Source organism: Micromonospora sp. NPDC047753 (genome assembly GCF_040642735.1).
In the GTDB taxonomy this organism is placed as follows: Bacteria; Actinomycetota; Actinomycetes; order Mycobacteriales; family Micromonosporaceae; genus Micromonospora.
Genome location: NZ_JBEYSL010000468.1, coordinates 1 through 5,313, shown reverse-complemented (window position 1 = coordinate 5,313; position 5,313 = coordinate 1). Strand labels below are relative to the sequence as shown.

The 5,313-nt window shown below is 70.6% G+C and carries 5 protein-coding genes and 1 pseudogene; 4 read left to right on the top strand and 2 right to left on the bottom strand.

Translation table 11 applies throughout. From position 1 onward, the window contains the following. A pseudogene (locus tag ABZ749_RS28690) lies at positions 1 to 381 on the top strand (hypothetical protein); the annotation flags it as partial. A 42-nt stretch (positions 382 to 423) separates the two neighbouring features. Next, positions 424 to 1,440, top strand: a complete 1,017-nt coding sequence (locus tag ABZ749_RS28685; protein WP_357233260.1) for a methyltransferase — start codon at positions 424 to 426, stop codon at positions 1,438 to 1,440. A gap of 92 nt (positions 1,441 to 1,532) precedes the next feature. Here the strand turns inward: ABZ749_RS28685 and ABZ749_RS28680 are convergent, their stop codons facing one another. Beyond that, a complete protein-coding gene (locus tag ABZ749_RS28680) occupies positions 1,533 to 2,384 on the bottom strand; it encodes an alpha/beta hydrolase (RefSeq protein WP_357233258.1) in 852 nt (283 codons plus the stop codon). A 138-nt stretch (positions 2,385 to 2,522) separates the two neighbouring features. Between ABZ749_RS28680 and ABZ749_RS28675 the strand changes: the two genes are divergently transcribed. Then, positions 2,523 to 3,389 carry a metallophosphoesterase gene (locus ABZ749_RS28675; protein WP_357233256.1) on the top strand — a complete coding sequence of 289 codons (867 nt, stop codon included), beginning with the start codon at positions 2,523 to 2,525 and terminating at the stop codon, positions 3,387 to 3,389. 55 nt (positions 3,390 to 3,444) lie between these two features. On the opposite strand, the gene ABZ749_RS28670 is transcribed toward ABZ749_RS28675, so the two are convergent. Then, positions 3,445 to 4,293, bottom strand: a complete 849-nt coding sequence (locus ABZ749_RS28670; protein WP_357233254.1) for a helix-turn-helix transcriptional regulator — start codon at positions 4,291 to 4,293, stop codon at positions 3,445 to 3,447. Between the two features lie 128 nt (positions 4,294 to 4,421). Between ABZ749_RS28670 and ABZ749_RS28665 the strand changes: the two genes are divergently transcribed. Further along, on the top strand, positions 4,422 to 5,313 hold an 892-nt coding region (locus ABZ749_RS28665), incomplete at its 3' end, for an aldo/keto reductase (protein WP_357233252.1).

Here is a 5,313-nt window from a genome sequence, read left to right as displayed (position 1 = left end):
GCCTTCGGGCTGTGGCGGCTGCTCTCCGAGCGGCACTTCCGCTGGGCGGGGATGCGGCTGTCGGCAGCACAGCTCGCCGCCTGGTCGTTCCTCATGTCGTCGGCGCACGGGGCAGGGCTCATGCTGGTGCCGGTGCTGGTGGCCGAGCCGGTGCCCGGGGGTCACTCCGGGCACCTGGCCGCCGCGCCGGTCGGTGCGCTGTCCGGCCTCGCGGCGGCCGGGGTGCACACCGTGGCCATGCTCGGCGTCGCCCTGGCCGTGGCCCTGCTGGTCTACCAGGTGCTCGGGGTGGGTGTGCTGCGTCGGGCCTGGTTCAACGTGGACCGGCTCTGGGCCGGGGTGCTGGTGGCCGCGGGGTTGGTGACGCTGATCCGGGCATGATCGACCATCGTGGACGGCGGCGAATCGTGATCTGATGTCGGGATGATCACTCCCACTCCCCTCATGCGCCTGGTGGCCGGTGTGTGGGGGTTCAAGACCCTCGCGGCCGGCGTCGAGCTCGGTCTGTTCACCCGGTTGGCCGGCGGGCGGACGATGACCGTCGAGCAGGCCGGCGCCGAGTTCGGGCTGCCCGACCGGCCCGCGGACCTGTTGCTGGCCGCCAGTGCTTCGCTCGGCCTGTTGGAGAAGGCCGGTGACGGTTACCGCAACTCGGAGTTGGCCGAGCAGTTCCTGGTCGAGGGGCGCCCGTACTACTTCGGAGCGCAGGTTCGTTACTCGGACCTGCGCACCTACCTGCCCTGGCACCGCATCGGCGAGGCCCTGCGCACGGATCGGCCGTTGACCTGGGACCCGGAGGCCCAACAGTCGATGTTCGACACCGCCGATCCGGAGATGCTGGCGCAGTTCTGGGACGCCATGTTCTCCACGTCCAGCTTCACCGCCAGCGCGCTGGCCGACGCGTACGACTTCTCGGCGCACCGCCGACTGCTCGACGTGGGCGGCGGTGCCGGCGCGTTCCCGATCGAGTTCTGCCGCCGCCTGCCCGAGCTGCGCGCCACCGTCCTGGATCTGCCGCACGTCTGCGTGCGGGCCCGGGAGCGGATAGCGGAGGCCGGCCTGACCGGGCGGATCGACGCGGTGGGCGGTGACTTCCTCGCCGACCCGGCGCTACCCGACGGGCACGACGTCATCCTGCTCAGCATGATCCTGCACGACTGGGACGAGCCGACCAACCGGGCGTTGCTGGCCCGCTGCCACGCGGCGTTGCCGCCCGGTGGAGCGATCGTGGTCTGCGAACTGCTGCTCAACGATGAGCGCACCGGGCCGCCGGAAGCGGCCCTGATGGGGCTGAACATGCTCGTCGAGACCGAGGGTGGCCGGAACTACTCGGGCGCCGAGTATGCTGCCTGGCTCACCGACGCCGGCTTCGTCGACGTGCGTACGGTGCCGTTCGACGCACCGGGCGCCAACGGCGCGGTGGTGGCCCGCCGGGCCTGAACGCGGACGACACCCGGCCCCGGGTGCGAAACCGTGGGCCGGGTGTCGCAGCGCCGTGTTGGCGCTGGCGTCCGATCGGCTACCGGTACGGGTCAGGCGCGAGCCTTGGCCGGCTGCTTCATGAAGTCCATGATCGCCTTGTTGACCTCGTCGGCGTGGGTCCACGGGATGCCGTGCGGCGCGCCCTTGAGCGTGACGAGCTGGGCGGTCGGCATCATCGGCCCGAGCCGCTGACCGGTCACCGGGTAGGGAAGCACCCGGTCCTGGTCACCCTGGACGATCAACACCGGAATGTTGATCTTCGGCAGATCCGGGCGGAAGTCCTCCTGCCAGGCATCCACGCTGTCGTGGGTGGCCTTACCGGAAGCCATCGCACCAATCTGCCAGTGCGCCCGGTACGCCTCCTCGCTGACCCGCTTACCCATGTTCTGGTCCGGGTTGAAGAACGCGTCGCAGAAGGACGTCAGGTAGGCGAAGCGGTCCTTGATGATGGCGTCCTGGAAGCCCTTGAACAGGCTCCGGTCGACGCCCTCCGGGTTGTCGCTCGCCTTGGCCAGCATCGGTTGCAGTGGGCTGAGCAGCACGGCCCGGCTCACCCGCTGCGAGCCATAGTTACCCAGGTAGCGGACCACCTCGCCGGTGCCCATCGAGTGACCGATCAGGGTCGCCTCGTTGAGGTCCAGCTCGGTCATCAACACGTCCAGGTCCGCCGCGAACGTGTTGTAGTCGTACCCGAACGCCGGCTGGGCGGAGTTACCGTAACCGCGCCGATCAATGGTGATCGTCCGGTATCCGGCGTTGAGCAGCGCGGTGGTCTCCTTCTCCCAGGTCGCACCGTTGAACGGGAAGCCGTGGATGAGCACCACCGGCTTACCGGAACCGTGGTCCTCGTAGTACAGGTCGATGGGCGCGGAGTTTTCCGTCCCCACGGTAATGAAAGGCATGTTTTACTCCTGCTCCGGTTTGGGCTGTCGGACGCCCCGCGCTTTCCCGCCCGGTCGACGGATATGCGGCCGTCAGATCGGCCCGAACAGCAGGAACAGGGGTTCCCCGACCCTCCACCGCCGCCCTAACCTCGGGGGGTGAAACTTCCGCCCCGGCTGCGGGCCGTCAGTGACCTGCACGTCGGGCACCCGCAGAACCGCGCGTTCGTCCAGGAGCTGCACCCGGAGAATGCCGGCGACTGGCTGCTCGTCGCCGGGGACGTCGCCGACCGGTTCGCCGACATCGAGTGGGCGCTCGGGCTGCTGAGCAGCCGGTTCGCCCGGGTCGTGTGGGCGCCGGGCAACCACGAGCTGTGGACGCCACCGCGCGACCCGGTCACGTTGCGCGGCGAGGAGCGATACCGCGAGCTGGTGCGGATGTGCCAGCGGTTGGGGGTGATCACCCCGGAGGATCCGTACCCGGTGTGGGACGGCGACGGCGGCCCGGCCACCATCGCCCCGCTCTTCGTGCTCTACGACTACACGTTCCGGGTGCCCCAGGCGCGCACCCAGCAGGAGTCACTGGCCCTGGCGTACCAGGCCGGGGTGGTGTGCACCGACGAGGCGCTGCTGCACCCCGACCCGTACCCGAGCCGGGAGGCGTGGTGCGCGGCACGGGTCGCCGAGACCGAACGCCGGCTGGCCGAACGCGACCCGACGCTGCCGACGGTGCTCGTCAACCACTACCCGCTGGTGCGGGACCCCACCGACGTCCTGCGTTTCCCGGTCTTCGCCCAGTGGTGCGGCACCGTCCGCACCAGCGACTGGCACCTGCGCTTCGGCGCGTCCACCGTCGTGTACGGGCACCTGCACATCCCCCGCACCACGTTCTACGACGGGGTGCGTTTCGAGGAGGTCTCCCTCGGCTACCCCCGCGAGTGGCAGCCCCGGGGGTCGGTGCCCGACCCGGTGCGCACCATCAACCCGGCGGACGACGTGCGCCGGCGATCGTCCGTCAGCGGGTAAACCCTGACCAACGCGGAGGACGAGGCTGACGTGGGTAGAGGGATGCCGCGGGCACTCAGTGCGGCACACCGGCCGGAAACTCCTCGACCCCCAGTACGCGCAGCAACTCAAGCTTCTCCCGCGCCTCGGCGTCGGCCGGGGTCAGCACCAGCAGCTGCTGGCCGAGGTCGGGGGTGACCAGGGTCTCGCAGTCCATCGTGATGCGGCCCACGCGCGGGTGCATGAACGTCTTGCGGTCGGCCCGGCGCACCGCCACCTCGTGCTCGGCCCACAGCCGCCGGAAGTCGTCGCTCGCGGCCCGCAACCGTTCGATCAGACCGGTCACGGCCGGATCGCCGGCCCGCCGACCGGCCACCGCGCGCAGGTCGGCGACCTGCTGGCGGGCGTGCCGCTGCCATTCCTCGGGGCCGTGGAGGTCGCGGATGACCGGGTCGGTGAAGTAGCGGTAGGCGACGTAGCGGCGGTCGCCGGTCAGCCCGGTGTGGTCGCCGGTGAGCAGGATCGACATGCGGTTCTGCGCGAGGACCTCGCCGAGGTCGGACAGGACCATGGCGGGGGTGCCGCCAACCAGGTCGAGCAGGCGGACCAGGCCGGCCCGGGCCAGGCTGGCGATGCCGTCGGCGGGCGGCGGCTGGTGACCGGCCAGGTGGAACAGGTGGCTTCGCTCGTCGTCGGTCAGGCGCAGGGCCCGGGCCAGGGCACCGAGCAGCTGGCTCGACGGCTGGCTGCTGCGGCCCTGCTCAAGGCGCACGACGTAGTCGACGGACATGCCGGCGAGCATGGCGACCTCCTCGCGGCGCAGGCCGGCGGTGCGGCGGCGGGGGCCGCCGGCGATGCCGACCTCGGCGGGACGGATGGCCTCGCGCCGACGCCTCAGGAAGTCGGCGAGCTGCTCACGCTGCATGCCTCCATGCTGCCTCGGGGACTGGGCACCGAGCCAGGGAGCGGCGCTCCCACGATAAGCGCTCCGCTGCCGGCGGGCCGGAAAGCGGCGCAGGGTGGAGGCGAAATCGACCGATGAGGAGAGTTTCGATGCAGACACGCACTCTGGGCACAACGGGTCCCAAGGTTTCCGCAGTGGGGCTGGGGGCGATGAGCATGTCGGGCACGTACGGCCCGGCCGATCGCGAGGAGAGCATCGCCACCGTACGGGCCGCGCTGGACGCGGGGGTCACGCTGCTCGACACCGGCGACTTCTATGGCATGGGGCACAACGAGCTGCTGCTGTCGGAGGCGTTGCGGGGACGCGACCGGGACAGCTATCTGCTGAGTGTGAAGTTCGGGCAGCAGGTGGGGCCGGGCATGCGGTTCGCCGGTCAGGACTCCCGCCCGGCGTCGGTGCGGAACTTCCTGAGCTACTCGCTGACCCGGCTCGGCGTCGACCACGTGGACATCTACCGGCCGGCCCGACTCGACCGGTCGGTGCCGATCGAGGACACGATCGGCGCGATCAAGGAGATGATCGACGCCGGTTACGTGCGGTATGTGGGGCTCTCCGAGGTTGACGCGGAGACCGTCCGGCGGGCGCACGCCGTACATCCGGTTGCTGATCTTCAGATTGAATATTCGCTGCTGTCGCGGGCGGTCGAGGCCGACGTGCTGCCCACGCTGCGGGAGCTGGGCATCGGGCTGACCGCGTACGGGGTGCTGAGCCGTGGCCTGCTCTCGGGGAACTGGACGCCGGGGCGGGCGGACGATCCGCGTAACCACAGTCCCCGCTTCTCCGCCGAGAACGCGTCGCACAACCTCGCGCTGGTGGAGGCGTTGCGCCGGGTCGCCGACGCGAAGGGGTGCACGGTGGCGCAGTTGGCGATCGCGTGGGTGGCAACGCAGGACCCGTTCATCGTTCCGCTGGTCGGTGCGCGCACCCGGCAGCGGCTGGCCGAGGCGTTGCCGGCGCTGGACGTGAAGCTGTCGGCCGATG